Origin of the sequence: Phenylobacterium sp. (assembly GCF_030651185.1) — a bacterium.
Lineage (GTDB): Bacteria > Pseudomonadota > Alphaproteobacteria > Caulobacterales > Caulobacteraceae > Phenylobacterium.
Genome location: NZ_JAUSCJ010000008.1, coordinates 1 through 2,814 on the forward strand (window position 1 = coordinate 1; position 2,814 = coordinate 2,814).

Here is a 2,814-nt window from a genome sequence, read left to right on the forward strand (position 1 = left end):
CGCGAGGTGTAATCCGCTGGGCTCTTGGCCCGGTCGGTATTCTAGAAGCGCTTCTTGATGCCGATGGTGTAGACGCGGCCGAGCGGGTTTCCGCTGCCCGGGTCGTAGTTGTACTGGGTGCCGATTGCGAACGGCGGCTCCTGGTCAAGGACGTTCATGACCGACAGGGTCAGGGCCGTGTCCCAGGGCAGCTCAGCGCGATAGGTCAGGTCGTGCTGCCAGTACTCGGCGACCTTGGTCGTCGACTTCACCGCCGCGGCGATGTTGATCGAGTTGGGTTCGATCTGGGTCGTCGAGGAGACATGACGGACTTGCCAGCGCAGGTTCTGACCACCGGCCGCCCAGTTCACGTAGGCGTTCGCCCTCAGACGGTTGTAGCCCGTGAACAGCGACGCCCGGTAGGTGCCCGCCCGCTTGATCACGCCGGCTGTGGAGGTGGGCAGCCCCTCGATGGTATAGCCGGTGTCGTCATAGTTCAGCAGGTAGGTGCCGTCGAAGCCGGTGCTCAAGTCACCGCCGAACAGTTCACCGACCTGCAGGTTGGCCTGGAAGTCGACCCCGTCGGTCTTCACCTGACCGCCGTTGATATACTGGGTGCGATAGGAGAGCACGGAGGGTCGCCCACCCGCGCAGCCGGCCGGATCGAATGTGAACCGGGCCGCCAGGGCGGCGTTGCCGCACTTGTTCGGCCCCCCGGTGGGGAACATCAGGTTCAACAGGTCCAGAGTGGCTTCAGAGGTCAACTGGTCCTTGAAATCGAAGTTCCAGTAATCGACCGTGGCGTTGAAGCCGCCGATCTTGACCATGGCGCCGACGCTGTAGGTGAGCGCCGTCTCCGGCTCCAGGTTCGGGTTGCCGTAGAGGTCGTTGGCCCGATAGGTGCCCGACGCATTGGTCAGGCCACGCGCGAAGTTCGTCGTGGTGATCGTGGCGGCGGCCGCCCGATAGGTGGTGGAGACCGATCCGCGCAAGGCCAACCAGTCCAGAGCCTGCCAACGCAGGGCGGCCTTTGGATTGAAGGTCTCACCCTGACCTTGGTAGGACTCGTAACGACCGGCGATTGAACCTTCGAGGCTGTCGGTGATCGGCAGGCGGACTTCAAAGAAGCCCGAACCGATTTTCCGCTCCACGTCGTAGGGACGCAGGTTGGCATTGAACAGGAACGGGCCGTTAGCCGTGGTGGGGCAATAGGGCGTGCCGTCGCCGAACGGCGTGGAGTCCACGCAAGGCGTGGCGTTGGCGTCGTAGATGGCGTCCGGATCCTGAACGCGCCGGTCGTAGCGGAACTGCGCGCCGGCGGCCCAGGAGATGTTGTCCGAACCCCAGAGCTTGAACGAGCTCTCGCCGTTGAAGATCAGGTCGGCGACGAACAGCTTGTCGGTGATCTCGTTGCGCTGCTCCTCCTCCATCCAATCGAAGACGGCGCCGCGGTTGGCGACGGCCTCGTTCAGGCCGGCGATCGTCGAGCTTGAGCCCACATAGTAGGGATTGGCCGGGACGTTCGAGAGGCTCTGCTGGATCGCGTTGGCGAAGGGGTTGAAGTAGAAGCAGCCCAGGGCGGCGTTGCCGGCGTTGGTGGTGAAGTTCGCCGTTTCCGCCGAGGTGCACTGGTCGGCGTTGCCGGCCCGGCTGCCATAGCCGCGCAGGCCGAGCTGCAGGCGGTTCACCGAAGTGTCCTGCAGGTTGTAGTTGAAGTCCTGCTCCTGATACGTCAGGCCAAGCTCCCAACCAACGCCATTCTCGAACCGGCCCTTGAAGCCGCCCGCGACGCGGAGAGTGTCGATCTTGTACGAGTAGTGGCTGTGCCTGTCAGAGGTGTAGGGATTGCCGGCGAAGCCGAGCGGCCGCCAAGCGGTTTGACTGCTGGCCACACCATAGAGGGCGGCGTTGGCCGCCTGGCTTTGCGCGGTCGCCAGGCCGGTGGCGCAGCTCGCCGCATCCACGCCGTAAGGCAGCACAGCCCCTGAGCAGTTCGCCGTGGCGATCTGACCGAGCAGGGCGATCAGACCCGGGTTGGTGTTCGGAATGTAGAAGCGTGACTGCTCACCGGTGCCGCCCGCGGGGATCGGGGAAACCCCGCCGCCCGGCGAGGCGCCCGAGGCCAGTATCGGAGCGGGATACTGGTTGGGGCCGGTGATCGCCCAGCTTTGCAGCGGGGTGTTGTGCGAGGCCCAGAGGACCTCAACATTGCCTTCGATGTTCTCGGTGATATCCACGTTCAGCTTGCCGTAGAGCTGGTAGTGGTCCTCGTCCTCGATCAGGTTGTCAAAGGCCGTGTACTGGAAGTTGCACGAGGTCGGGCTGACGATGGTGGTGGTCAGCACGTAGGGCGCGCCGCCGTTGGCCCCGCAGCCGATGTCCGGCAACGACCCGGCGAAACTGGCCGCCGTGTAGCCGGTATTGGGCGAACCAACAGGCGCCGTGGTCGCGGTCTGGTACTGGCCCGGGTTGCCGGTGCCGGCCCAGCCGCCCAGCGGGTTTTCGAGATATCCGTTCGGACCGGTGCGCAGGGCCCAGTCGCGTTCCTTGACGGACATTTCCGACCGGTGGCGATACCCGGCGGTCAGCAGCAGGCGCGCGTTGTCGCCCTTGAAGCCATAGGCGATGCTGCCTTCGTAGTCGCCCGGCGAGCCCGAGATGCCCTGATAGTTGGCGTTAAGCTCGAAGCCCTCAAGATCGGTGCGGGTGATGAAGTTGACCACGCCGCCGATGGCGTCGGAGCCGTAGGTCGCCGCCGCGCCGTCCTTCAGGACTTCCACGCGGCCGATGGCGGCGGTGGGCAGCAGGTTGATGTCGACCGACGAAATCGCCTGG

1 protein-coding gene is annotated in these 2,814 nt (G+C 64.9%); it reads right to left on the bottom strand.

Annotation, left to right across the window (positions count from 1 at the left end; genetic code table 11):
* Positions 1-41: 41 nt before the first annotated feature.
* A partial coding sequence (locus Q7J39_RS02550) for a TonB-dependent receptor domain-containing protein (RefSeq protein WP_304820100.1) occupies positions 42-2,814 on the bottom strand: 2,773 nt, incomplete at its 5' end.